Here is a 22,936-nt window from a genome sequence, read left to right on the forward strand (position 1 = left end):
TCACCGTCCGAGCCGGGGCCTCGTACCAGATCAGATGTCCACCGTCGGGGAGTCGTCCCCGGCCGGGGTCATCGCCGTGAGCAGGCGTCGGTCCAGCATGGTGCCGACCGAGGTGTCGCCGGCCGGGTCCAGGCCTGCGTCCTGGCAGGCGGCGCTGACGAGGTAGCGGCCGAGCACGGGGTGAGTGGCGAACGCCCACTCGTCGCCCAGGGCGGCCGCGCCGTCGGGGGTGCGCAGTCCGCCGAGGGCGAGGTCGAAGCCGAACTCGGTGAACGGCAGCCGCATGCCCTGGCCGAGGGCCTTGGTGTAGGCCTCCTTCAGCGTCCACAGACGCAGCAGGCACGCCGCCCGCCGGTCCGCGGGCAGCGCGTCCAGCTCCGCCCTCTCCGCCGGGGTGCACATCCGGCGCCGCATCAGGTCGACGTCGAAGCGGCGGTCCGCGCGCTCGGCGTCCAGGCCCATCCGGCCCATCCTGCTGATGCCCACGGCCATCAGCTCGCCGGTGTGCGTCAGGCCCACCTCCACCTGGTCGAGTCCGCGCAGGTACGGGCGGCCGCCGAGCCGGTAGGCGATGTCGATGTCCTCGGGGCCGATGCCGAGCGCGGCCGCCGCCGTGTACTTGATGAGCAGCCGGGACGCGGCGAACCGGCTGCGGACCGCGGGGTCCTGGGTGCCGGTGTAGCGGTTCCAGTCGCGGCCGAGCAGTGGCTTCAGACGGGGTGTGGTGAGCACCGCGGGCAGCCATTCGGTCCAGGTCGCGTACGCGACCGTGGCGCCGCGGTCCAGGAGGTTCTCCCTGACGCCCAGCCAGGAGCTGTCGGGGCGCGGGATGTGCACGGGCGGTGCGACGGCGCAGCCGCGCGCGGTGGCGACGGCTCCGAGGGCGCTCATGCCCTCCAGGGCGGCGAGGACGCCGACGGTGTCGCGGGCGTCGATGTCGTCCGTGGCGCGCCCGCCGGCGCCGGCCCCGTCCGTGAACTCACCGGGGTGCATGGCGTTCGCCTCCTTCCGTGGTCGTTCCCGCCGGGTGCTCGCCGGGCTGCCGGGTCGTCCCCTGCGGTGCCGAATCGTTTCTGTCCAGGTGAGGGCTCACGCGAGCCGCATTCCGTACAGGTCGAAGCTGCGCCCGCGCCGGTACCGGTCGACGAGGCCGGCGGCGAGATCCTGCGTGACGCCGTCCGGCGGCTCGGGCACCTCCAGGCCCAGGCGGCGGCCGAACCGGGTCAGGGCCAGGAGCGCCCAGTCGGGTTCGGCGAGCAGGGAGCCCTCCGGGGTGTCGCGGGCCGCGTTCTCGCAGACGGCGAGACAGGCGGCGGCGGCGAGCAGCAGGCAGTACCGGTCGACGAGGACGTACGCGGCCGGGGCGAGTTCCCCGGGGGCGCCGGCGCGTCCGGAGAGCGTGGCGCACCGGTCGGCGAGGCTGTGCACCTCGGCGGCGAAGGCGCGGGCCAGGTCGGCGAGCGCCGCCCACCGGGGCCCGCGGTCCCGCCCGCCGTCGAGCCGGTCGGCGGCGCCGAGCAGCACGGCCAGCAGCCCGTCGCAGCCGCTCTGCGGGTCGCGGGGCTCGGCGTCGAGCCTCGGGAAGTCGAGTGCGGCGCTGGGGCCGCCCGGTGTGAAGAGCGCGGCGGGGGCCTCGTGGCCGGTCTCCTCGCGCCAGGCAGCGTGGGCCAGGGTGCGCAGATGGGGGACGAGCACGGCCTGGGTGTCGGCGGTCCCGGCGTGTCCGAGCCCGGCCACCGGCAGGTCGCGCACGAGTTTCTGGAAGCCGCCGTACTCGGGGGAGCGTTCGTAGCCGCGGGCGCCGAGCACCGCGGCGAGTTCGTCGAGGTCCTCGTGCAGCAGCGCGGACACGGCGTACTTGACGGCCGCCGAGGGGACCAGGGCGTGCTCGGGGGCCAGGTCGAGCAGCCGCATCCCGGCGACGGCGAGGCTGTCGCACGCGAGCAGGTCGGCGAACACCCCGGCCAGCACCCGGCCCCGGCGCCCGCGCAGCACCAGCCCGCGGCGGGACTCGCTCAGGGCCCGCACGGCGTAGCGCAGCGCGCTGTCCATCCCGCCGATCAGGGCCCCGCCGGACACGACGGCCCGGCTGACCTGGAAGGTGCGCAGCGCCAGGTAGATGCCCTCGCCGAGGTCGCCGACCAGGGCGTCGGCGGGCACGGGGCAGTGCTCGAGGTCCAGTCCGGCGTAGTGGGCGCCGCGCATGCCGTGGGTGCGGGTGCGCGGCAGCCGGTGCACGGCGTGCGCCGGGAGCCGGTCGGTCTCCAGCAGGAACACGGAGTGGCTGTCCGGGCCGTCGCCGGGGGCGGTGCGCACGTAGGCGACGAAGGCGTCGGCCCGGTCGGCGTTGATGACGACCTCCTTGCGGCCGTCCACGACGAAGCCGCCGCCCGGCGCGGGGCGCGCGCTGTACTCGCCGCGCAGGATCGCGTTGGCGTGCGCGAACTCGCGGTGCAGGATGGTGATGCGGCCGCCGTCGAGCAGCCGCCGCGCGGTGTCCCGCCGCTGCCGTCCGTCGCCGGCCGTCCACACCACGGACGCGGCGAACAGCGCGGTCGTCCCGGCGCCGAAACCGAGCGCCACGTCCCGCCGGAACACCGGCCGCATCACCTGCGCGAGGTCCTCGACGCCGGCGAGCCGTCCGCCGAGCGCCCGCGGCACGAACTCCGCTGCCAGGCCGAAGCGGTCGAGCAGGTCCTCGGTGGCCGCGGGCGCCTCGCGCCGCTCGTCGGCGGCGAGCAGCGCCCGCTGCCCGTGCGGGTTGTCGTCGGCGAAGGGGTCGCCGAGCAGGTCCTCGACGTACCGGGCCCGTGCGGCGCCGTCACCGGGAACCTCGCGGTGGCGGGGGACGGCGGGCCGCACCGCGGCCTCGGGCGCACCCGCGCCCGCGATCAGGTTGTCATTCACGTGGGACCTCCAACATCGGCCCGTCCGGCCAGTGGTGGACGGACGGACCGTTCAACGCGGTGAACGCGGTGAGCACGATGCGCGTGGTGAGCACGGTGCGCGTGGTGCGCGGGGTGCGCGTGGCGGCCGGAAGGCCGCGCGGCTCAGGCGCGGCCGGCAAGTGCGCTCGCGGCGTGCTCCCCGGCCATCCGCAGCGCGGCGACGCTCTCCCGGCCGAGCCGCGCGCGCAGCGCCTCCCGCGCGACGCGCAGCGCCTCGGCCCCCTCGCCGTACCGCTCCCGCACCCCGTCCTCGTCGAGCACGGCGTGGTGCCGCGCGACGACGGTGACGCCCGTGCCCCCGACGTCGGGCTCGACCGACCACTCCCCGGTGTGCGCGGCGAGCAGAGCGGGCTGCTCGGTGTCGCGGATGTCCTTGTAGACGATGCGTCCGGCGTGCGGGAAGCCGATCCGCACCGACTCGGTGGTGCGCGTCGTGCCGTCGGCCCCGGCCAGTTCCACGGTCATCAGCTGCACGCCGGGGCCGCGTTCGCAGATGCCGATCCTCGTGGCGCCGGGCACGGCGTCGCCGCGGTCGCCGAAGCGGTGCAGGAACTCGTAGACCGGCTCGACGGGCGCGTCGATGCGCACCGACTCCTCGAACGACAGGACGAGTGCGTCCAGGCCGCGCCAGCGCTCGGCGAGCCGCCGCAGGTTGTCGAGCGCGGCGCGTGTGTTCTCGGCGGTGGCCCGCTTGACCCAGTCGACGTCCGCGCGCGAGTTGTCGGCGACCGCGAAGTCGTTGTGCAGGGTGACGAGAGACCGCTCGGGGCCCCGCGGCTCGACCGTCCAGCTGCCGCCCATGGACGTCACCGGACGGGGCAGCACCTCCTGGCGGAAGTCGACGCGGTGCGCCACCGGGTCCAGGACGCGCCGCGTGGTCCAGGACCTGATCTCGCCGTTGGCGGTGACCCACATCCGCAGCCGCTCCGACTCCCCGTCGAACTCCAGCTGTTCGACGTGGACCGTGGGCGGCAGGAAGACCGGCCAGCGCAGGGCGTCCGCGATCAGGCCGTAGAGCACGCCGGCCGGGGCGTCCACCTCCGTGTGCTGGGCCATACGGTGCACAGGCGCGAGGTACATCGGCCACACCCCTCTCGTCTCGGACGTCCGGAAGGCCCGTCGGCCAGGGCCGCCGTGACCGGCCCGGCCGTACAGGCTCGCCATGGACTGTGTCCTGATCGGGTGGAGAACACCTCGGCGGCCGCTCGACCCCCGCTCGAATCGCCAGCACGCGCGTCGGCCCCGCCTTCGCGCGGCTCTCCGCTCGACGCCGGCTCGACCCGCGCCCGAGCACGACGACCGACTCTCCGCGGCCCAGCCCACTCCCAACCCCTCTCCCTCTGGGCACACGAAGGCACACGAAAGCCGACCGGACGAGGCTTCCGGTCGGCAGGCGGGGTGTGCGGGCGGGTTGTCCGGGGCGGGGGCGTCCGAAGCAGGACGGTCCGGGGCGGGGGCGGGGGCGGTCCGGGGGATTCTCCTGGCTCCGCCGGGGCCCGTGCCGCGCTCGAGACGACGTCAGGCGGTTCACGAGCGCACGGACCCAACCTGACGGGCGGGAACGGCGGTCCGCTGCCCGAAGGAGTCCTCATGGCGTTTTCCGGTGCCCGGCGCGTGCGACAGGCCGCCCGTGCCCTGGCGGCCTGCTTCTGGGAGTGCCTGGTGGCCGCCGGCGCCGCCTACGTGGCGGGCGAGGCGGCCCGGGACGGCGCCGCCGGGGTCCTGCACGAGCCCCCGCCCGGCCACCCGGAGCGTCTGCGCCCCGATGTCCCCCTGACACCGCTGGAACGGGCCCTGCTCCGGGAGTTGGACCTCGCGGACTGACCTGCCCGGCGTCGGCGCCGCGTCGTCAGGCCGCGTACAGGTCGAACGTGGAGGTGCGCCGGGGACCGGACATCACGTCCAGCTGGGGGTCGACGGCCAGCATCGCCTGGTGCAGCCGCTGCAACTGCGGCGACGGCTCCACGCCCAGCTCCTCGACCAGACGGCGGCGCAGCCGGTGGTAGACGTCCAGTGCGGCGGCCTGCCGGCCGGAGCGGTACAGCGCCACCATCGCCTGCGAGTGCAGTCCCTCGTGCTCGGGGTGACGGGCGGTCAGATCCATCAGCTCGGCGGTGACCTCGGTGTGCCGGCCGAGCCGCAGGTCGGCGTCGATGCGGCGCTCCCGGGTGACGAGCCGGCTCTCCTCCAGCCGCATCGCCTCTATCTCCAGCACCGGCCCGACGCGTACGTCGACCAGGGCGGGCCCCTGCCACAGGTCCAGCGCCTGGCGGTAGGTGCGCGCCGCCGACTCGTCGTCGCCCTTCTCGAAGGCCTGCTGGCCCTCCGTCACGAGACGTTCGTAGGCGTGGACGTCGACCGCGTCCGCCGGTATCTGGAGCAGATACCCGCCGTGCCGGGTGGCGAGCACGTCCTTGGCGGTGCCGGGGGCTTCGGGCCCCATGGCGGTGCCGAGGCGGCGGCGCAGCTGGAGTATGTAGGTCTGGAGGGTGGTGAGCGCGCTCTGGGGGAGGTCGGGGCCCCAGATCTCCTCCATGAGCGTGGGGACGGGCATGACCCGGCCCGGATAGAGGGCGAGCAGGGCCAGGATCTGACGCGGCTTCCCGGCCGTCGGGACGATCGACATCCCGTTGACGTCGGCACTCAGTGGACCAAGAACACAGATCTTCATGGTTTCCTCCCCGTACCTCGACGGCTGTGTCGGTTTCCGATCCGGTGTGCGATTCGGTGCCCGAGGTTCGTCGATATTGCGCCACGCGGGGGCCGGTCGCCCTTTCCCGCGACGCGGGTACGAGGCGCACCGTATCCCGCCGCGATCCGGCCCTCGGATATCGTCGAGGAATCATCGAGTGACCTTCTTGCGGTCCCCTTCTGCCGGTTCGTTCCGACATTTCCCTGATACGGCCTGACCGCCGGGAAAAGGAGAACGGACCGTCTTCTGCCAAGCGGAACCCCGCTTTCGGCTTTTCGCGTCATGGAACTCGTCGCCGCCTGGCAACGGCCTGGCGTCCCGCACCGCCTGCCGCCTGACGCGGCCTCGACGGAACCCGGAAGTCCGCTCGAGAGGCGTGCGCACTTTTCCCCGACGCAGCCCGTCATTGGAAGGGAATGCGAATGCGAATCCACCAGGGAATGCGGTGCGCACGGCCTGGTCCCGCCGTTTCACCCGCCGTTTCACCCGCCGTTTCACCCGCGGGGACGTCTTCCACCGCCTGGTGACCGCGGCGTGGGCCGGCCCTGGAGGAAGTTCGGGCCCGGGGCCCTTCCCGGGGCGTCCTTCGCCCTTCGCGGCGCGGGACCGCCGCCAGGGGGCAGCGGTCCGGCGGCGGCTGTGCGGGCGCGGCGGGTGTGCGGGCCCGGTGGTTCCGGCCGTTCGGGTACCGGCCGTTGGGCGCAGGGGGCGGGACGTGGTCAGCCCACGCGGACCATGGGCTGACCGAGGATCTCCGGGTCGCGCGCCGGGACGGTCTCCGGGGTGGCCATCAGGATGGAGCGCTGGAGGCGGCTGAGCGTCGCCGACGGCTCCAGGCCCAGCTCGCGCACGAGCGTGGTGCGCAGCCGCTGGTAGACGTTGAGCGCGTCGCCCCGCCGCCCGGACCGGTGCAGGGCCACCATGAACTGGCCGTGCAGGCTCTCGTGCATGCGGTGCCGGTTGACCAGGACGGTCAGCTCGGACAGCAGCTCGCGGTGGCGGCCGCGGCGCAGGTCGGCCTCGATGCGCTGGTCCAGTGCGCACAGCCGGGCCTCGTCCAGGCGCTTGACCTCCAGGCCGATCCGGCTGCCGGCGGTGACGTCGGCGAGCGCGGGGCCGGTCCACAGCGCCAGCGCCTCGCGCAGCCGCCGGGCCGCGCCGGAGAAGTCGTCGGCGTCCATGGCCCGGTAGCCCGCTCCGGCCTGCTTCTCGAACTCGCGGAAGTCGATCCGGCCGCCGCGGGTGTTCAGGCGGTAGCCGCCGGGGAGGGTGACCAGGATGTCCTTGGCGGTGACGCCCTGCTCGCCCGCCTGGGTCAGCGCCTCGCCGATGAGTTCGCGCAGTTGCAGCACGTACGTCTGGAGCGTGGTGCGGGCGCTGCGCGGCGGTTCGTCGTCCCACAGCTCCTCGATCAGGGAGGAGACCTGGACCACGCGGTCCGCGTGCAGGGCGAGCAGGGCCAGCACCTGCCGCGGCTTGGGGGCCGTCGGTGTGACGGAGATGCCGTGCTCGCGTACCGACAGCGCGCCCAAAACCTCGATGTCCACTGTCTCCCCCTTCGTCCGGTGCCGGTTGCGTACGGATCCATGCCATGGGGACCGTCGCTCGGAAGCTTGGACGGGGTCCCACGGCTCTTGCTTGAGCACGAGTAAAAAACAGCATAGTCGGTTTGTCAATGAGAAGTGGAGATGTCCGCACTCGTGTTCCACCGTCGGCGGGCCGCCTCCGGGCCCGCTCTCCAGCCCCGCTCTCCAGGCCTTCGCGGAGCGGCAGTTGGGCATCCGGGCGCGGCGGCCGGGTGCGGGGCGGCGCGACGCCGTCGTCTTGGTGGTCGACTGGCGGATATATATCGAGGGTCGATATATTCTCGTCGCATGACGAGACGGAACCCGCTCCTGACGGAACCGCAGTACTTCATCCTCGCCGCGCTCATGGACGGTCCGCTGCACGGTTACGGCATCATCAAGGCCGCGGAGCAGGCCACCGACGGGCGCCTCCGGATCGCCGTCGCCACGCTCTACGGCGCGCTGGAGCGCATGGAGCGGGCCGGGCTGGTGACCGCCGGCCAGGAGGAGATCGTGGACGGGCGGGCGCGGCGCTACTACCGGCTCACCGAGGACGGCACCGAGGCGCTCCGCCGGGAGGCCCTGCGGATGCAGCAGGCGGCGGCCGTCGTCATCGGACGCGCGCGGAACGCCGGAGCGGCCCCGGCATGAACCGTCTGCTGCTCGCCGCCTATCCCAGGGCCTACCGTTCCCATCAGGGCAGGGAGTTGCTGGCCTGCCTGACCGAGGCGTATCCGGACCGCTCGTGGCCCCCGCCGCGGGAAGTCGCCGCCCTGGTGCGCTCCGGAGTGCGGGCCCGCGCCCGTGCCACCGTCGACGACATCACGCGGCCGTGGTGGCTGGACGGCATCCACCTGGCCGCCCTGGCCCTCGCCGCGCTGGCGCTGGTCCCGTACTTGCAGGATGTGTGGCACTGGGCCCTGCACATCGACCCCGAAGAGCAGGCCATCGCCTTCCGCTTCTCCGGCTGGTACCCGTGGGCCGCAGGTCCCACCCGGGTACGGCTGCTGCCCTACGGGCTGCTGCCGCTGGCCTGCCTGGTCGCCCTGCTGCGCGGCAGAGCGTGGCTCGCGCTGCCGGCCGCGGCGGCCATGATCTGGGCCGGCGCCACGTCCCACGGCCGGACCCTCTTCGGCAGCGAGGGCAAGGCGGGCCTGAGCTACTACGGGCTGGGCGCCCCGCTGACCGCCCGTGACCTGGCGCTCTCGGGGGCGCTGTGCGCCGCGTGCGCCGTGCTGGCGCTCTGCCGGCCGGGCCGTCTGCGACGCCGCTCGTACTGCTGGCTGGTCCCCGTCGTGCTCGCCATGTTCGTGGCCGGGTGCCTGCACGTCATCTCCGTCAGTCCGGCCTTCCAGCGCGGTCTGTTCGTCCTCGAAGTGGCCGCGCTGTTCGGCGCGTGGGTGGCGACGGCGGCCACGGGCGACCACCGTTGGCTGATCCCCGTCGCGGCGGTCGCGGCCGTCCGCACGCAGGCGATCGTCGTCCGGCCGGACGCCTTCATGCAGTCCCTGCCTGACCTGGTCGTTCTCCTCCTCCTGATCGCGCCCCTCCCCGCCCTGGCGATCACCGCCCAGCGCCGGCAGGGCCAGGCACTCCCCGAATAGGAACGGGCCCCGGCGGGCCGCGCGGTGCCGCCAGACGTGCAGCAACGCGCCACACGACGTGCCACACGACGTGCCACGCGACATCCCTGACCTGACTCCCCTCGACGGAAGAACCAGAGCGATGACTCAGCACGATTCCCCGACCCTGCCCGCGCACCGTGCGGGAGCCTCAGGGCAGGCCCCCGACGCCCCCGGCTCCCCCGGCCCGTCGCGTCCGGCACGGCCGTGGATGCCGGCTCTGCTGTACACCCTGGGGTTCCTGACGGTGTATCTGCTCGCCGTCTGCACCCCGTGGGGGCAACGGGCCGAGAACGCCCTGTTCGGTCTCGGGAAACAGGGCGGCGAAGAAGCGTGGATCTACCCCCTGTCCGGAGCGGAGTACGGCTCGACGCCCCTGCCGCCGATGGAACTGAGCGCCAAGCCCACCCTGATGGTGGGCCTGGCCGTCATCGTGGTCCTCACCCTGGTGCGGCGGTGCTGGTGGCCGGGGTTCGCGGCGCTCGGGGTCGTCGTTCTCACGACCGGAGGCAACGAGGTGCTGAAATCGACCCTGCCCCGGCCCGACCTGGTGGGCGCGCCCGCCAATCTCCTCGACCAGGGCTTCCCCAGCGGGCACACCTCCATCCCGGCCGCGCTGACGCTCGCCGCCGTCCTCGTCGTCTCCCCCCGCATACGCCCCTACGTCGCCACGGCCGGTGTGCTGTGGGTCGCCTGCATCGCCGCCGCCAGCGCGACCATGGGCGGGCACCGGCCCGGTGAAGTGCTGGGGGCCACGCTGCTGGCCTGTGTCTGGTACGCCCTCGCGACCTGGCTGCTGCCGTCCGCCGCTGCGCCGGGCGCCACGCGGAGCCCCCGTGCGCTGACCGTCGTCACCCTGACGGTGGCCTTGGCCGTCGCCCTCGCTTCCGGCGCACGCGACGACACCCTCACCAGGTCGCTGGTCTCCGGGGCGGCGGGCTTCATCTGTGCGGCCCTGGTCCGGCACGCCGCAGCCGGGCGGCCCGCACGCACCGCCCGCCGCACGCCCCCCGCACGGGGCTGACCACGCGACCCGCCCCCTCGGGGTCTGCCGGGGCCAGGTTCAGGTTCGGCTCGGGGGCTCGCCCTCGGTGAAGAGCACCTCGAACGACAGCTCGTTCAGCCGCCATCCGGCCGGGGTCCTGCGGGCCTCGCCGGAGGCGAGCGTGCCCGCGCGGAACAGCGGCGGGCGGTCCGTGCCGGGATGGTGGACGTGGGTGGTCAGCACGTTGGCGCGGAACACGGCCCGGTCGCCCTCGACGGTCACCACCGGCGGCGACCCCAGGTGCTGGGTGCGGGTGAAGGCGGCCAGGGAGGCGCGGTGCCAGCCGGCGAGGCCGGCGCGTCCCGCGTGCCGGCTCATCGGGAACGTGACGACCGCGTCCTCGGTGAACAGGCCCCGGGCCCAGGCGTCGTCGAGCTTGTCGTCGTCGAGCGCGAGGAGATAACGGCCCAGCAGTTCCCCGACCAGAGCGGCGTCGGCTGCCGTGGCCGAGGCGGCGAGTTGGTTGGAAGTCACCGCCCGAGCATGGTGCCGGGCTCTCTCCCGGGACCAGGTTCCTGCCGAAGATCTGACATTGGCGACAGAGTTCTGTATCGGATTGCGCGAAGCCTGTAACACCTTCTCTTTACCGTCCTCCCGTGGCCCGGCAATACTCGTCAAACACCAGTCGGGAGAGGGCGGATGAATACCTTTGACGCGGACGTGATCATAGTCGGAGCAGGGCCTACTGGACTCATGCTCGCAGGTGAGTTGAGTCTTGCTGGAGTCTCCGCCCTGGTCGTCGACCGGCTTGCCGAGCCCATCAGGGAATCGCGTGCTCTCGGGTTCTCCGCGCGCACGATCGAGGAATTCGCCCAGCGCGGACTGATTTCCCGGCTCGGTGACGTGGACGTCATTCCCTTCGGTCATTTCGGCGGTGTGCCGCTCGATTACCGTGTCCTTCCCGGCGGTTCCTACGGCGCCCGCGGCATCCCCCAGTCGCGGACGGAGGGCATGCTCGCCGGCTGGGTCGCCGAGCGCGGTGTGCAGGTGCGCCGCGGCGTCGAGGTCACCGGCGTCGAGCAGGACGACGACGGGGTCACCGTCCGCGTCGCCGGGGACGGCGAGAAGACGCTGCGCGCCCGCTACGTCGTCGGCTGCGACGGCGCCCGCAGCGTGGTCCGCACCAGCGCCGGAATCGACTTCCCCGGCACCGCGCCCACCGTCGAACTGCGCTTCGCCGACGTCGCCGGAGTGCAGCTGCGCCCGCGGTTCAGCGGGGAGCCGGTGCCCGGCGGCATGGTCATGGTGCTGCCGCTCGGCCCGGACCGCGCCCGCGTCATCTACTACGACCGCGCCCAGCCGCTGCGCACCGCCCCCGGCCCGATCACCTTCGAGGAGGTCGCCGAGGCCTTCCGGCGTCTGTCCGGCGAGGACATCAGCGGCGCCACGCCGCTGTGGGTGTCCTCCACCACCGACGTCAGCCGCCAGGCCGCCGAGTACCGCAGGGGCCGCGTCTTCGTCGCCGGCGACGCCGCCCACATCCACCTGCCGATCGGCGCCCAGGGCATGAGCGCCGGCGTCCAGGACGCCGTCAACCTCGGCTGGAAGCTCGCCCTCGCCATCAAGGGCCGGGCCCCCGAAGGGCTGCTCGACACCTACCACGCCGAGCGCCACCCGGTCGGCGCCCGGATCCTCGCCAACACCCTCGCCCAGCGCACCCTCTACCTCGGCGGCGACGAGGTCGACCCGCTTCGCCAGGTGTTCGGCGAGCTGGTGCGGCACGAGGAGGTGCAGCGCCACCTGGTGGGCATGGTCACGGGGCTCGACATCCGTCACGACGTCGGCGGCGACCCCCACCCGCTGCTCGGCCGCCGTCTGGAGGACCGGCAGATCACCGTCGACGGCGTCAAGCGCAGCGTCCTCACCCTGCTGGAGTCCGGGCGCGGTCTGCTGCTCGACCTGGCCGACAGCGCCGAACTGCGCGCCGCGGCCCGCGGATGGTCCGACCGCGTCGACATCGTCACCGCCCAGGGCCCCGAGGGCGACACCGCCTCGGGCGGCCTCCTGGTCCGCCCCGACGGCTACATCGCCTGGGCCGGCGGCCCGCACGACGGCCCCGGCGCCGGGACGAGCGGCATGCCGCTCGCCAGGGCGCTCGGCCGCTGGTTCGGCCCGGCCGACTGACCGGCGCCCCTGCCCACCGCACGTCACATCCTTGAGGAAGCGAAGGAACCATGCCGATCATCTCCACCGAGGACAACTACCTGACCGTCCTCAACCTGTTCACGACCGACACCCCCGAGCACCAGGCCCAGCTGCTCACCGAGATGGGCAAGATCGTCGACGCGGCGGCCTACGAGGGATGGATCTCCTCCACCGTGCACGCCGGGCAGGACAGCCCCGGCACCGCCAACCTGATCCAGTGGCGCAGCGGCGAGGACCTGGAGAAGCGGTACTCCGGTGAGGAGTTCAGGCACCGCACGCTGCCCGTCTTCCGGGAGATCACCACCGCGATCCGGCTGTTGCAGAACGAGATCGCCTTCACCCAGACCCGCCCGGATCTGGCCGGCCGCATCGAGGTCTCGCCGGACCGCGACGACTACACCGCCATCGAGGTCTACCGGGTCGGCGAGGCCGACCAGGCCGACCTGATCAAGCTCCTCGGCGAGGGCCAGCAGTGGCTGGTGGACGTTCCGGGCTACCGCTCGCACAGCGTCTTCAAGGGGCTGCGCGCCATGTTCGTCGAGGGCGCCTTCGCCGTCGTGTACTCGCAGTGGGACAGCAAGGAGAGCTACGACGCGTTCCACGGCGTGCCCGACGAGAGCAAGCCGCAGGCCCGTCGCGCCAACGACGAGCGCATCGCCGAGCTGACGGTCGAGCGCGACTCCAACACCTACCGCGTGGTGCACACCCGCGCCGCGGGCGCGTAGCCACGGCCCCCCGCCGGACCCGCGGCGACCGCGCCGACGGCGCGCACGCGACACACGGACCCCTGCCAAGGAGCGAGAACCTATGCACAGCACGCTGATCGTGGCCCGTATGGCGCCCGGTTCGAGCGCGGACGTCGCCAAGCTGTTCGCCGAGTTCGACGCCACGGACATGCCGCACCGCATGGGCACCCGGCGGCGCCAGCTGTTCGCCTTCAACGGCCTGTACTTCCACTTGCAGGACTTCGACGAGGACAACGGCGGCGAACTGATCCAGCGCGCCAAGGACGACCCGCGCTTCGTGCGGATCAGCGACGACCTGAAGCCGTTCATCGAGCCCTACGACCCCGCGACCTGGCGTTCCCCGGCCGACGCCATGGCCCGGCGCTTCTACCGGTGGGAGGCGACCGCCTGAGCGGGCGGCGCGCGCCGAGCCGTCCGTCCCCGCCGGCACACCAGGTCACCGTGCCCGCGACCACGAAACAGATCAGCTGGGGCGCCAGCCCCGAGACCGAAGGAAGTACCCATGGCCAGCACTCAGTTCACCCTCGACGACCTCCGGCGGATCCTTCTCGAGGCCGCGGGCGCCGACGAGAACATCGACCTCGGCGGAGACATCCTGGACACCGCGTTCGAGGTGCTCGGCTACGAGTCCATCGCCCTGCTGGAGACCGGCGGCCGCATCGAGCGCGAGTACGGCATCGTCCTGGACGACGACGACCTCAGCGACGAGCTCGCGCCGCGCGACCTGATCGAAGCCGTCAACGCCCAGCTGCGCCTGGCCGCCGCCCAGGCCGCCTGAGGGGAGCACACACCCATGTCCGACACCACCGCGAGGGTCGCCCTCGTCACCGGGGCGACCAGCGGGATCGGCCTGGAGGCCGCCCGCCTGCTGGCCCGGCAGGGCCACCGGGTCTTCATCGGCGCGCGCGACGCCGAGTCCGTGCGGCTGACCGTGAAGGCGCTGCGCGACGAGGGCCTGGACGTCGACGGCTGCCGGCTCGACGTCCGCGACGCCGGCTCCGTGAAGGAGTTCGTGCGCAGCGCCGTCGCCGCGTTCGGCACCGTCGACGTCCTCGTCAACAACGCCGGGCGTTCCGGCGGCGGCCCCACCGCCGACCTGACCGACGAGCTGTGGGACGACGTCATCGAGACCAATCTCAACAGCGTCTTCCGGATGACCCGCGAGGTGCTGACGACCGGCGGCATGCGCGGCAAGGACCGCGGCCGGATCATCAACATCGCCTCCACCGCGGGCAAGCAGGGCGTCGTCCTGGGCGCCCCCTACTCGGCCTCCAAGCACGGCGTCGTCGGCTTCACCAAGGCGCTCGGCAACGAGCTGGCGCCGACCGGCATCACCGTCAACGCCGTCTGCCCCGGCTACGTCGAGACGCCGATGGCCCAGCGGGTGCGCCAGGGCTACGCGGCGGCCTACGACACCAGTGAGGACGAGATCCTCGCGAAGTTCCAGGCCAAGATCCCGCTCGGCCGCTACTCCACCCCCCAGGAGGTCGCCGGCCTGGTCGGCTACCTGGCCTCCGACACCGCCGCGTCCATCACGTCCCAGGCCCTCAACGTCTGCGGCGGACTCGGCAACTTCTAGGACCGTCCCGGGTTCCGGGCCCGCCCCTGGTTCCGGGCCCGCCCCGAGTCCGTCCGCCCCACCCCCCGGAGCTCCCGCTCCCCGCCGCCCCGCGCACCGCCGGTACCACCGAGGAGAAGCCGTCATGACGACTCGTGAGGTCGAGCACGAGATCACCATCAACGCGCCCGCCGCCGCCGTCTACCGCCTCCTCGCGGAGGTGACCGAGTGGCCGCGGATCTTCCCGCCCACGATCTTCGTCGACCGGGAGGACGGCGGGGCGGACGAGGAGCGCATCCGCATCTGGGCCACCGCCAACGGCGAGCCCAAGACGTGGACCTCGCGCCGCGTCCTGGACCCGGAGGGCCTGCGCATCACCTTCCGCCAGGAGGTGCCGGCGCCGCCGGTCGCCGCCATGGGCGGGACCTGGATCGTGGAGCCGCTCGACGAGGGCGCCTCCCGTGTCCGGCTGCTGCACGACTACCGGGCCGTCGACGACGACCCGCACGACCTGCTGTGGATCGAGCGGGCCGTCGACCGCAACAGCACCAGCGAGCTGGCCGCGCTGAAGGAGAACGTCGAGCGGGTCCACGCCGCCGACGCGCAGGAGCTGACCTTCTCCTTCACCGACACCGTGCGGATCGAGGGCTCGGCCAAGGACGCGTTCGCCTTCGTCAACGAGGCCGGGCGGTGGACCGAGCGGCTTCCGCACGTGGCCCGCGTCCGCTTCGCCGAGGACACCCCGGGGCTTCAGGAGCTGGAGATGGACACGCGGGCCAAGGACGGCTCGACGCACACCACCAAGTCCTACCGGGTCGTCCTCGGCCACCACCGCATCGCCTACAAGCAGGTCACCCTGCCGGCGCTGATGACCCTGCACACCGGCATGTGGACCTTCGAGGAGAGCGGCGACGGGGGCGCGACGGCCAGCTCCCAGCACACCGTCACCCTCAACACCGACAACATCGCCGCGGTCCTCGGCCCCGACGCCACCGTCGCCGACGCCCGCGCCTACGTGCACAGCGCGCTGAGCACCAACAGCCTCGCCACCCTCGGCCACGCCAAGGAGTACGCGGAGCGGAACCGCTGACATGGCCGCCGCCCCGCACCGCAACGACCCGCCGGCGCCCACCGGGCCCGCCCGGACGGTCGACACCCAGGTGATCGTCGTCGGCGCGGGCCCCGTCGGTCTGCTCCTCGCCGGTGAACTGGCCCTGCGCGGCATCCAGGTGACGCTCGTCGAGCGGCGCCACGGCCCCACCACGCAGTCCCGCGCCTCCACCCTGCACGCCCGCACCATGGAACTCCTCGACAGCCGCGGACTGCTCGCCGACCTCGGCAGCCCGCCGCGCGAGCCGCGCGGCCACTTCGGCGGCATCCCCCTCGACCTGACGCTGCCCGGCCCCTACCCCGGCCAGTGGAAGGTGCCGCAGGCCAGGACCGAGTCCGTGCTGGAGGAGTGGGCCCTCGGTCTCGGCGCCGACCTGCGGTGCGGGCACACCCTGCACGCCGTGGACGACCGCGGCTCCCACGTCGAGGCGGCCGCCACCGACCGCCACGGCGCCCTCGTCACCCTGCGCGCCGGCCACCTCGTCGCCTGCGACGGCCAGGACTCCACCGTGCGCGCCCTGACCGGCGCCGCCTTCCCCGGCGTCCCCGCCGCCCGCGAGCTGCTGCGCGCCGACGTCGAGGGCATCGACATTGCCGACCGCCGCTTCGAGCGGCTTCCCGGCGGTCTCGCCGTCGCCGCCCGCAACCCGGCCGGCGTGACCCGGGTGATGGTCCACGAGTTCGGAGCCACGGCCCGCGCCCGCACGGGCGACCCGCACTTCGACGAGGTCGCCGCCGCCTGGAAGCGGGTCACCGGCGAGGACATCACCGGCGGCACGCCCCTGTGGGTGAACCACTTCGACGACGAGAACCGGCTGCTGACGAGCTACCGGCACGGCCGGGTGCTGTTCGCCGGGGACGCCGCCCACCGGCAGATGCCCATCGGCGGGCAGGCCCTCAACCTCGGCCTCCAGGACGCCTACAACCTGGGCTGGAAGCTCGCCGCCACCGTCGACGGCACCGCCCCCGCCGCCCTCCTCGACAGCTACGGCGCCGAGCGCGCCGCGGTGGGCGCGGCCGTCCTCGGCAACATCCGCGCCCAGGCCCTGCTGCTCCTGGGCGGCCCCGAGGTGGAGCCGCTGCGCACGGTCCTCGCCGAACTCGTCGCGGGCGAGGAGGCGCGCGCCCGCCTCGCCGGGATGATCAGCGGCCTCGACGTCCGCTACGACGTCGGCGGCCCCGCGCATCCGCTGCGCGGCGCCCGGCTGCCGTACGCCCGGCTGCGCACCGGCGACATCCTCTGCACCCCGGCCGACCTGCTGCGCTCCGGGCGCGGGCTGCTCCTGGGACTGGACGGGCCGCCGCCGCGCGTGGACGTCCCCGCCGACCGCGTCGACACCGTCGCCGCGCAGGCGGCGCCCGGCTCGCCGCTCGACGGCACGTCCGCCGTCCTGGTGCGGCCCGACGGCCATGTCGCCTGGGCCGGCGGCCGGGACGGGGACGGACTCGCCGAGGCCGTCGCCCGGTGGTTCGGGTCCCCCTGAGGCGCCGCCCCCCGCCCGCACCGAGCACGGACCACAGTTGAGTGAGAGGGATCCACGACATGCAGGACACCACGATGGACGCCGACGTCATCGTCGTAGGGGCAGGTCCGACCGGGCTGATGCTCGCGGGCGAACTCCGCCTGGGCGGGGCCGAGGTGATCGTCCTCGACAAGCTGGCCGAGCCCACCGGCCAGTCCCGCGGTCTCGGCTTCACCGCCCGCGCCATGGAGGTGTTCGACCAGCGCGGCATCCTCCCCCGCTTCGGGCAGGGCGAGAGCCTGGAGGTCAGCGCCGTCGGCCATTTCGGCGGCGTGCAGTTCGACTTCACCTCCCTGAAGGGCGCGCACTTCGGCGCCCGCGGCATCCCGCAGAGCCAGACCGAGGCGGTCCTCGCCGGGTGGGCCGCCGACCTGGGCGCCGTCGTCCACCACGGCCACGAGGTCCTCGCCCTCGCCGACGGCTTCCTGGACGGCGACCACGCCGAGGTCACCGTCGGCACCCCGGACGGCGTGCGGCGCATGCGCGCCCGCTACCTCGTCGGCTGCGACGGCGGCAAGAGCACGGTGCGCAAGCTCGCCGGGATCGGCTTCCCCGGCACCGAGGCGACCCGCGCCATGTTCCTCGCCGACATCACCGGCGTCGACCTCAAGCCGCGCTACCTCGGCGAGACCCTGCCCAACGGCATGGTGATGGCGGCCCCGCTCAAGGAGGGCGTGCACCGCATCATCGTGTGCCCGCACGGGGCCGCCGCGCGCAGCGCCGACGACACGGTCACCTTCGAGGAGGTCGCCAAGGCGTGGGAGCACATCACCGGCGAGGACATCAGCGGCGGCGGCGCCGAGTGGGTCAGCTTCTTCAGCGACGCCACCCGCCAGGCCACCGAGTACCGGCGCGGCCGGGTGCTGCTCGCCGGGGACGCCGCCCACATCCACCTGCCCGCCGGCGGACAGGGGCTGAGCACCGGCGTGCAGGACGCCGCCAACCTCGGCTGGAAGCTCGCCGCCGTCGTCACCGGCCGCGCCGGCGACGCGCTCCTCGACACGTACCACGCCGAGCGCCACCCGGTGGGCCGCCGCCTGCTGATGAACACCCGCGCGCAGGGCATGGTCTTCCTCGGCGGCGACCAGGCCGAGCCGCTGCGCAGCATCCTGACCGAACTCACCGGCCACGACGTGGTCCGCCGCCACCTGGCGGGCGTCGTCTCCCACCTCGACATCCGCTACGACCTCGGCGACGACGGCGACGGGGCGCACCCGCTGCTCGGCCGCCGGCTGGCCAGGACCGCGCTGACCGTTCCCGACGGCCCGACCGACACCTTCCGGCTGCTGCACGCCGGCCGCGGTCTGCTGCTGGACCTCGCCGACGACGCCCGGGTGCGCGAGGCGGCGGCGCCGTGGTCGGACCGCGTCGACGTCGTCACGGCGACGGCCTGCGCGCCGGACGGCGCGGTGTTCGCGGGCGCCGGGGCGGTGCTGGTGCGTCCCGACGGGCACGTCGCCTGGACCGGGGCCGGGGGCGCCGACGGCCTCGACGCGGCCCTCGCCCGCTGGTTCGGCACGCCCGCCGGGCGCTGACCGCGCCACCGGCCGCACACGTACACGACGAGGGGCGCCGCCCGGACCACCGGGCGGCGCCCCTCGTCGTCGTCGCGGACCGCCACCGGCGGACCGTTACCGGACGCTCGCCTCGACGACCGAGATCGCCCCCGCGGTCTCCACCACCCGCTCCAGCCGGAAGCCGGCGTCGGCCAGCAGTCCCTTGTACTGCGCGGCCGTGCGCTCCTTGCCGCCGACGAGCAGCATCAGCCACAGGTCCACCAGCTTCGAGGCGTGCGCGGAGTTCGCCTTGTCCGGCACGACCATCTCCATCAGCAGCAGCGTGCCGCCCGGCCGCATCGCGGCCCGGACGTTGCGCAGGATCTCCAGGGCCTTCTCCTCGGGCCAGTCGTGGACGATGTGCTTGAGGACGTAGACGTCCCCGCCCTCGGGCACCGGCCCGAACAGGTCGGCGGCGACCACCTCGCAGCGGTCGGCGACCTGCTGCTCGGCCAGATACCGCGCCGCGCCGTTCTCCTCCACCCGCGGGTCGGCGAGGATCCCGCGCACGCCCGGCGACTTCCTGAGGATGCCCGCGAGCAGCTCGCCGCGCCCGGCGCAGAAGTCCACGACCGTGCCGAACCGGGAGAAGTCGTAGGCGGCCAGGAGCGGTTCGGTCTCGGTGGCGGACATGGCGCCCATGCCCTTCATGAACACCTCGCCGTACTCCGGCTTGGCCTCCAGGAACTCGAAGGCCGTCATGCCGCGCAGCTTGGGCAGGCTGGGCTCGCCGGAGCGCACCGCGTCGACGAAGTGCGACCAGTCCTCCCAGTGGACGGGGTGGCCCATGAGCACCGCGATGCCGCGCATGGACATCGGGGCGTCCTCGAGGAGCGCCTCCGCCATCGGCGTCAGCGCGAAGCTGCCGTCCTTGCGCTCGGTGAAGATCCCGTTGGAGGCGAGCAGCCGCAGCAGCCGGTGCAGCGTCTCCGGGTGGGCGCCGACCCGTCCGGCGAGCCGCGCGACGGGCAGCGGGCCGTCGCGCAGCGCCTCGGCCACGCGCAGTTCGGCGGCGGCGTAGACGGCCTGGCTGAGCATGGCGCCCTGGACCATTTCGAGCAGCGAGAACGGTGCGGGGGCGAGTTTGCGGGCCAGCCTCTGCAGGGCGGTGCGCACGCCTTCGACGGCTCGGACGACACGGGCGGGCGGCAGCGGCATGGGTTCCTCCGTGTGGTGGGCGGCGAGCGGCCGGGTGGTCCGCCCGCGGCGGGCAGGTCGGCGCGCCCGCGGCCGGCGACGGCCGGGCACGCCCCGGACACGAGGGTCCGGTGGCACGGCCGGGCCACACTCGCGAACGCCTGGAGCCACACCGGTGCCCATGCCGTGCGGCGCGGGTACCGGTGCCGGTGCCGGTGCCGCACGGCGCGCCGGAGCCCGTACGGGCCGGGGGCCCATACGGGGCCGGGGGCCCATACGGGGCGGGGCCGGGGTGGGTCGTGGGCGGCGGGTCGTCGGGGCGCACGCCCGGCCGGGCGCCCGGACCTGCGGGTCGTGCAGCAGCCGCAGGAGCGCGGCGCGCACCCCGGGCCCGTCCACCGGCGGCACCTGGTCGTTCGGCTGCGCGCTGCGCCAGGGCGTGCCCCGGCTGCCGATCGGCCGGGCCTTCGACGCCCCGCTGAAGTTCCGGTGCCTTCAGGCCGCGGGCGCGGGGTTCGCCCATCCGCCCGCGCAGGCTCTTGCCGGCCAGTCGGGCGCGGCCGGGCCACGCCCGCCGACTGCTGCTGTTGCGACGGCGGCGGTGCCGATGCCTGCGCCGCGCGGACCGTGGACGGCGATGCCCGTCCCGCGTGGGCCGGGCGGAGCCGGGCTCGGGGCCCTGGGCGGCGGCCTGCTGTGGCCCGCGGGCGGAGCGGCCCTGAGCGGCGGTCCGCGCCCGCGGCACGGGAGGCGATGACCGAAGCGCTGGAGCGGATCGCCGACGCCCCCCGGGGTCGCCGCGGTGAGGGGCCCCTACACCGCCGAGGGCAGGACACAGGGGACGGTCTACGGGGCGACGTACGTGGCGGTCCGCCGGGGGCGGGGCAGCTCCAGTCGGTCCCCACTCGCGCTCCGGGGGCAGTCGAGAGGGCGCGGTGACGATGGGCTCCGTCCGTCTCGGCCGTGGCCGAGAAGAGTCCCGGAGGGGGCCACTCCCGTGAAGAAGCTTGCCTCGTCTGCCGCGCTGTCGGAGCGCGCCGAGCGCATCGCCCGGCGTTCGCGCGCCGACAACTGGAAGAAGCCGCCGCGGCGCATCGAGCCGTCCGAGTGCATCACCTGCGACAGCTGCCTGCGCGGCTGTCCCGCGGAGTTCGGCGCGATCTTCGACCGCGGCCTGGACGTGGTGATCGTCCCCGAACTGTGCTCGGGCTGTCCCTCCTGCGTCCTGGAGTGCCCGGTCGACTGCATCTACGTCGACGAGGACTGGACCCCGACCGACGACGCGATGTGGAACCACGTCGAGCTGACCGCCGAGAGTGCCGCATGAAGGACTCCGCAGGGCGCCCCGAGTCCCGCCGCGCGGTGCAGGCGAGAAAGCGGATCAGCCGCCGCCCCAGCCGGCTCGGCCTCCCGGCCGGGAGCACCGCGACCCCGGACCGCGTCACCGGCGCCGACGCGGGCTTTCCCGGACTGCTCCGGCGTGTCTGGCGGCGCGCGGCCGGGGCGGCCGATCTGCGGTCGGCCGTGGAGGTGCTGCTGACCCTCGACGGGCACGTCCCCGGTGACGTCCAGCTGCGGGCCCTGAACTCCGCCGAGCAGGCCGCCCTCACCGCGCTGTGCGGTCTGAGCTGGCGCGATGGCGACGACGGCGACGACGGCGACAGCGCACGAGACAGTGGCGGCGGGGACGGTGGCAGCGGTGGTGCCGGCGAACCGCCCGCGTTCCGTGGGGAGATCGGCCTCGCGGCGAGCGGCCGTATCGTCGTGCGCACTCCCGACGCCCGCCCCCTCGACCCCCGCGACCTGGTCGGCGGTGTGCGCCGGGTGCCGTGGAGCCGCGCCGTCCTCGCCGCCTACCGGCGGGAACTGGAGCGCGCCCGCGAGCGCCGCGACGCCTCCGTCGCCGACTGCCGCGCCTGGCTCGCCGGACAGGGCCCCGAGGGCCGTGACGCGCTCGTCGCGCAGGCCCGGGAGGCGGCCCTGCGCACCGCCCCGTTCGTCCTCTACCAGGAGGACACGCAGTACACGAACTTCCGCGGCCGCAACACGCTGACCGGCAAGACCCTGTGGCCCGGGCACCCCGACTGCGCCCTGAGCGCCCTGCACGGCCTGCCGCTCGAGTTGTGGTCGGACCACGACGTCCAGCTCGTCGTCTGTCTCACGCTGCTCATCCGCTCGGCCGGGTTCGGCCGGGTCGAGGAGGCCAACGGCACCCAGCTGACCGTCGATCACGTCGCGTACACGCTGGAGCGGGTGCGTCGCGCCTACAACGCCGTGCCGGGCGGCGAGCCGGTGCCCGCGCCCGCCTCGGACCGCGTCGTCGACCTCGACCGGCTCGCCGTCGCCCTGCGCGAGCGCCGCGGGTCGGTGAGCCGCGACGCCCAGCTGTACCGGGAGATCCACGGGGCGCTCATGCACAAGGTGGAGCGGGTCGCCTCCCCGCCCGGAGCGGTCGCCCGCGCGCGCGAGTCGGCCGTCGTCGAGCAGCTGCGCGCCCGGCTGCCGCTGGCCGGCGACACGCTCGCCGGCCTCGGCCGGGACCTGGCCGCCGACCCCGGATGGCTCGCCCGCCCGCACGGCGACTTCGGCACCGGCCTGGAGTCCCTGGTGTACGAGAGCGTGGCCGCGGCCGTCACGGCGTTCGGCGCCGACTTCGCGATGAGCCGCGGGATGCGCTCGCTGCCCGGCCTGGTGCGCGCGCTGCGCGGCGAGAACTGGGCGGAGATCTGCGACTGGGACATCACCCACTTCTTCTGCTGTGTGGTGCCGCGCCCCGAGGCCGCCGCGCACTTCGGCGGCTCCGAGGCCGCGCTCGCCGACGCCGCCTGGGCGATGTCCTCGCGGATGCAGTACAACTCCTGGCACTTCGTCGCCGGCAACCTGCCCAAGGCGCCCGAGGTGACGGCCCGCGACCACTTCGTGCCGCCCGTCATCCCGGACGTCGCGTTCTTCTCCGACCAGCACCATCACGGGCACGTCAACAACAACGTGCGGTTCTCGGTGCGTTCCCCGCAGGCCGTCGAGGTCGACGGGCGCCGCTTCGACGGCTTCATGGACCTCAGGCTGCTGCGCTGCGCCGGCGACCCGTTCGGCGAGCAGGACGTGCTCGCCGCGCACCGGGTGTCGGGCTTCGTCGCCCGCGCAACCTCGCTCGCCGCCCGGCTGGTCGCCGCCGGGTCCGCTCTGGAGGTCACCGCGTTCGACTCCGCCTGGCACTGGGCGACCGTCACGGGCCGAGGGCCCGCACGCTCGGACTCGCTGGCCGGCCAGGTCCGCCGAGCGTCCTGAG

Annotated in this window: 21 protein-coding genes; 14 read left to right on the top strand and 7 right to left on the bottom strand. The window is 74.1% G+C overall.

Annotated elements, in window-relative coordinates:
• Nucleotides 1-30 precede the first annotated feature (30 nt).
• The 3 genes from ACGFSH_RS32860 to ACGFSH_RS32870 all read right to left on the bottom strand — a co-directional run bounded on the left by ACGFSH_RS32860 (nucleotide 31) and on the right by ACGFSH_RS32870 (nucleotide 4,004).
• Nucleotides 31-993 carry a 4'-phosphopantetheinyl transferase family protein gene (locus ACGFSH_RS32860; RefSeq protein WP_393354967.1) on the bottom strand — a complete coding sequence of 321 codons (963 nt, stop codon included), beginning with the start codon at nucleotides 991-993 and terminating at the stop codon, nucleotides 31-33.
• 96 nt (nucleotides 994-1,089) lie between these two features.
• Nucleotides 1,090-2,907, bottom strand: a complete 1,818-nt coding sequence (locus ACGFSH_RS32865) for an acyl-CoA dehydrogenase family protein (protein ID WP_393354969.1) — start codon at nucleotides 2,905-2,907, stop codon at nucleotides 1,090-1,092.
• A gap of 143 nt (nucleotides 2,908-3,050) precedes the next feature.
• Complete coding sequence (locus tag ACGFSH_RS32870; RefSeq protein ID WP_393354971.1) at nucleotides 3,051-4,004, bottom strand: SRPBCC family protein; 954 nt, start codon at nucleotides 4,002-4,004, stop codon at nucleotides 3,051-3,053.
• A 534-nt stretch (nucleotides 4,005-4,538) separates the two neighbouring features.
• Between ACGFSH_RS32870 and ACGFSH_RS32875 the strand changes: the two genes are divergently transcribed.
• Nucleotides 4,539-4,772 (top strand): DUF6059 family protein, encoded by a 234-nt coding sequence (locus ACGFSH_RS32875; protein ID WP_393354973.1) that lies wholly within the window; start codon nucleotides 4,539-4,541, stop codon nucleotides 4,770-4,772.
• A 25-nt stretch (nucleotides 4,773-4,797) separates the two neighbouring features.
• On the opposite strand, the gene ACGFSH_RS32880 is transcribed toward ACGFSH_RS32875, so the two are convergent.
• Both ACGFSH_RS32880 and ACGFSH_RS32885 read right to left on the bottom strand, forming a co-directional pair.
• On the bottom strand, nucleotides 4,798-5,619 hold the full coding sequence (locus tag ACGFSH_RS32880) for an AfsR/SARP family transcriptional regulator (protein ID WP_329417855.1): 822 nt from the start codon (nucleotides 5,617-5,619) through the stop codon (nucleotides 4,798-4,800).
• Nucleotides 5,620-6,359: 740 nt separating this feature from the next.
• Nucleotides 6,360-7,187, bottom strand: coding sequence for a BTAD domain-containing putative transcriptional regulator (locus ACGFSH_RS32885; protein ID WP_393354975.1), 828 nt, complete (start codon nucleotides 7,185-7,187; stop codon nucleotides 6,360-6,362).
• Nucleotides 7,188-7,514: 327 nt separating this feature from the next.
• Here ACGFSH_RS32885 and ACGFSH_RS32890 point away from each other — a divergent pair, with 327 nt between their 5' ends.
• The 3 genes from ACGFSH_RS32890 (at nucleotide 7,515) to ACGFSH_RS32900 (ending at nucleotide 9,851) form a co-directional block, all read left to right on the top strand.
• A complete protein-coding gene (locus tag ACGFSH_RS32890; protein WP_393354977.1) occupies nucleotides 7,515-7,856 on the top strand; it encodes a PadR family transcriptional regulator in 342 nt (113 codons plus the stop codon).
• Complete coding sequence (locus tag ACGFSH_RS32895; protein ID WP_393354979.1) at nucleotides 7,853-8,809, top strand: hypothetical protein; 957 nt, start codon at nucleotides 7,853-7,855, stop codon at nucleotides 8,807-8,809. The genes ACGFSH_RS32890 and ACGFSH_RS32895 overlap by 4 nt, the downstream gene beginning before the upstream one ends.
• A gap of 121 nt (nucleotides 8,810-8,930) precedes the next feature.
• Nucleotides 8,931-9,851, top strand: a complete 921-nt coding sequence (locus tag ACGFSH_RS32900; RefSeq protein ID WP_393354981.1) for a phosphatase PAP2 family protein — start codon at nucleotides 8,931-8,933, stop codon at nucleotides 9,849-9,851.
• A 39-nt stretch (nucleotides 9,852-9,890) separates the two neighbouring features.
• On the opposite strand, the gene ACGFSH_RS32905 is transcribed toward ACGFSH_RS32900, so the two are convergent.
• Entirely contained in the window at nucleotides 9,891-10,346 is a 456-nt protein-coding gene (locus ACGFSH_RS32905; RefSeq protein WP_393354983.1) for a nuclear transport factor 2 family protein, read from the bottom strand.
• 165 nt (nucleotides 10,347-10,511) lie between these two features.
• Between ACGFSH_RS32905 and ACGFSH_RS32910 the strand changes: the two genes are divergently transcribed.
• The 8 genes from ACGFSH_RS32910 (at nucleotide 10,512) to ACGFSH_RS32945 (ending at nucleotide 18,489) form a co-directional block, all read left to right on the top strand.
• Nucleotides 10,512-11,996 (top strand): FAD-dependent monooxygenase, encoded by a 1,485-nt coding sequence (locus ACGFSH_RS32910; protein ID WP_393354985.1) that lies wholly within the window; start codon nucleotides 10,512-10,514, stop codon nucleotides 11,994-11,996.
• A 50-nt stretch (nucleotides 11,997-12,046) separates the two neighbouring features.
• Nucleotides 12,047-12,742 carry an antibiotic biosynthesis monooxygenase family protein gene (locus ACGFSH_RS32915; RefSeq protein WP_393354987.1) on the top strand — a complete coding sequence of 232 codons (696 nt, stop codon included), beginning with the start codon at nucleotides 12,047-12,049 and terminating at the stop codon, nucleotides 12,740-12,742.
• 82 nt (nucleotides 12,743-12,824) lie between these two features.
• Nucleotides 12,825-13,154: a TcmI family type II polyketide cyclase gene (locus ACGFSH_RS32920; RefSeq protein ID WP_329417834.1), complete on the top strand. Its 330-nt coding sequence runs from the start codon at nucleotides 12,825-12,827 to the stop codon at nucleotides 13,152-13,154.
• 111 nt (nucleotides 13,155-13,265) lie between these two features.
• Nucleotides 13,266-13,541 carry a phosphopantetheine-binding protein gene (locus ACGFSH_RS32925; RefSeq protein ID WP_393354989.1) on the top strand — a complete coding sequence of 92 codons (276 nt, stop codon included), beginning with the start codon at nucleotides 13,266-13,268 and terminating at the stop codon, nucleotides 13,539-13,541.
• Nucleotides 13,542-13,556: 15 nt separating this feature from the next.
• Nucleotides 13,557-14,342, top strand: coding sequence for a 3-oxoacyl-ACP reductase FabG (fabG, locus tag ACGFSH_RS32930; RefSeq protein WP_393354991.1), 786 nt, complete (start codon nucleotides 13,557-13,559; stop codon nucleotides 14,340-14,342).
• Between the two features lie 124 nt (nucleotides 14,343-14,466).
• On the top strand, nucleotides 14,467-15,411 hold the full coding sequence (locus ACGFSH_RS32935) for an aromatase/cyclase (RefSeq protein WP_393354993.1): 945 nt from the start codon (nucleotides 14,467-14,469) through the stop codon (nucleotides 15,409-15,411).
• Between the two features lies 1 nt (nucleotide 15,412).
• Nucleotides 15,413-16,915, top strand: coding sequence for an FAD-dependent oxidoreductase (locus ACGFSH_RS32940; protein ID WP_393354995.1), 1,503 nt, complete (start codon nucleotides 15,413-15,415; stop codon nucleotides 16,913-16,915).
• A 59-nt stretch (nucleotides 16,916-16,974) separates the two neighbouring features.
• Complete coding sequence (locus ACGFSH_RS32945) at nucleotides 16,975-18,489, top strand: FAD-dependent monooxygenase (protein ID WP_393354997.1); 1,515 nt, start codon at nucleotides 16,975-16,977, stop codon at nucleotides 18,487-18,489.
• Nucleotides 18,490-18,585: 96 nt separating this feature from the next.
• Here ACGFSH_RS32945 and ACGFSH_RS32950 read toward each other — a convergent pair whose 3' ends face one another.
• A complete protein-coding gene (locus tag ACGFSH_RS32950; protein WP_393354999.1) occupies nucleotides 18,586-19,668 on the bottom strand; it encodes a methyltransferase in 1,083 nt (360 codons plus the stop codon).
• 976 nt (nucleotides 19,669-20,644) lie between these two features.
• Here ACGFSH_RS32950 and ACGFSH_RS32955 point away from each other — a divergent pair.
• Both ACGFSH_RS32955 and ACGFSH_RS32960 read left to right on the top strand, forming a co-directional pair.
• On the top strand, nucleotides 20,645-20,974 hold the full coding sequence (locus tag ACGFSH_RS32955; RefSeq protein WP_329417815.1) for a 4Fe-4S ferredoxin: 330 nt from the start codon (nucleotides 20,645-20,647) through the stop codon (nucleotides 20,972-20,974).
• The gene (locus ACGFSH_RS32960) at nucleotides 20,971-22,935 is read left to right on the top strand and encodes a hypothetical protein (RefSeq protein ID WP_393355001.1); all 1,965 of its coding nucleotides are present in this window, start codon (nucleotides 20,971-20,973) and stop codon (nucleotides 22,933-22,935) included. The genes ACGFSH_RS32955 and ACGFSH_RS32960 overlap by 4 nt, the downstream gene beginning before the upstream one ends.
• The last annotated feature ends 1 nt before the right edge of the window (nucleotide 22,936 follow it).

It is taken from the genome of Streptomyces sp. NPDC048481 (genome assembly GCF_043200075.1).
Lineage (GTDB): Bacteria > Actinomycetota > Actinomycetes > Streptomycetales > Streptomycetaceae > Streptomyces.

Coding starts and splice junctions, on each gene's coding strand:
- ACGFSH_RS32860 (WP_393354967.1), bottom strand. CDS start 993: ATGCACCCCGGTGAGTTCACGGACGGGGCCGGCGCCGGCGGGCGCGCC.
- ACGFSH_RS32870 (WP_393354971.1), bottom strand. CDS start 4,004: ATGGCCCAGCACACGGAGGTGGACGCCCCGGCCGGCGTGCTCTACGGC.
- ACGFSH_RS32875 (WP_393354973.1), top strand. CDS start 4,539: ATGGCGTTTTCCGGTGCCCGGCGCGTGCGACAGGCCGCCCGTGCCCTG.
- ACGFSH_RS32880 (WP_329417855.1), bottom strand. CDS start 5,619: ATGAAGATCTGTGTTCTTGGTCCACTGAGTGCCGACGTCAACGGGATG.
- ACGFSH_RS32890 (WP_393354977.1), top strand. CDS start 7,515: ATGACGAGACGGAACCCGCTCCTGACGGAACCGCAGTACTTCATCCTC.
- ACGFSH_RS32895 (WP_393354979.1), top strand. CDS start 7,853: ATGAACCGTCTGCTGCTCGCCGCCTATCCCAGGGCCTACCGTTCCCAT.
- ACGFSH_RS32900 (WP_393354981.1), top strand. CDS start 8,931: ATGACTCAGCACGATTCCCCGACCCTGCCCGCGCACCGTGCGGGAGCC.
- ACGFSH_RS32910 (WP_393354985.1), top strand. CDS start 10,512: ATGAATACCTTTGACGCGGACGTGATCATAGTCGGAGCAGGGCCTACT.
- ACGFSH_RS32915 (WP_393354987.1), top strand. CDS start 12,047: ATGCCGATCATCTCCACCGAGGACAACTACCTGACCGTCCTCAACCTG.
- ACGFSH_RS32920 (WP_329417834.1), top strand. CDS start 12,825: ATGCACAGCACGCTGATCGTGGCCCGTATGGCGCCCGGTTCGAGCGCG.
- ACGFSH_RS32925 (WP_393354989.1), top strand. CDS start 13,266: ATGGCCAGCACTCAGTTCACCCTCGACGACCTCCGGCGGATCCTTCTC.
- fabG (WP_393354991.1), top strand. CDS start 13,557: ATGTCCGACACCACCGCGAGGGTCGCCCTCGTCACCGGGGCGACCAGC.
- ACGFSH_RS32935 (WP_393354993.1), top strand. CDS start 14,467: ATGACGACTCGTGAGGTCGAGCACGAGATCACCATCAACGCGCCCGCC.
- ACGFSH_RS32940 (WP_393354995.1), top strand. CDS start 15,413: ATGGCCGCCGCCCCGCACCGCAACGACCCGCCGGCGCCCACCGGGCCC.
- ACGFSH_RS32945 (WP_393354997.1), top strand. CDS start 16,975: ATGCAGGACACCACGATGGACGCCGACGTCATCGTCGTAGGGGCAGGT.
- ACGFSH_RS32950 (WP_393354999.1), bottom strand. CDS start 19,668: ATGCCGCTGCCGCCCGCCCGTGTCGTCCGAGCCGTCGAAGGCGTGCGC.
- ACGFSH_RS32960 (WP_393355001.1), top strand. CDS start 20,971: ATGAAGGACTCCGCAGGGCGCCCCGAGTCCCGCCGCGCGGTGCAGGCG.